We start from the raw sequence: 275 nt of genomic DNA on the forward strand, positions 1-275 counted from the left end.
CGGTTATTGGTTAGTCCACACTGAACAGCTGAATAGATGGTCTGACGTAGCTTCGTAGATCCTCTTTTGGTTATCCGGTTTATCGTAGCTGTAAACTTACCTGATTGGTATACCCTTGGATCAAGTCCTGCATAGGCTACTAGTTTCTTAGGGTGACTAAATTGTGTGACATCCCCTATTTCTGAAATCAGAGTGGCTGCAATTTTAGTACCTACTCCGGGGATGGATGTAAGAATCTCATACACCTCAAATTGTTTCGCTAACGTCTCAATCTC

General features: G+C 42.5%; 1 protein-coding gene. It reads right to left on the reverse strand.

Annotated features, from left to right (window positions below; genetic code table 11):
* On the reverse strand, positions 1-275 hold a 275-nt coding region (locus tag JKP73_RS22970; protein ID WP_200412074.1), incomplete at both ends, for a transposase.

The organism is Virgibacillus salexigens (assembly GCF_014905415.1).
GTDB classification, from domain to species: domain Bacteria; phylum Bacillota; class Bacilli; order Bacillales; family Amphibacillaceae; genus Virgibacillus; species Virgibacillus salexigens.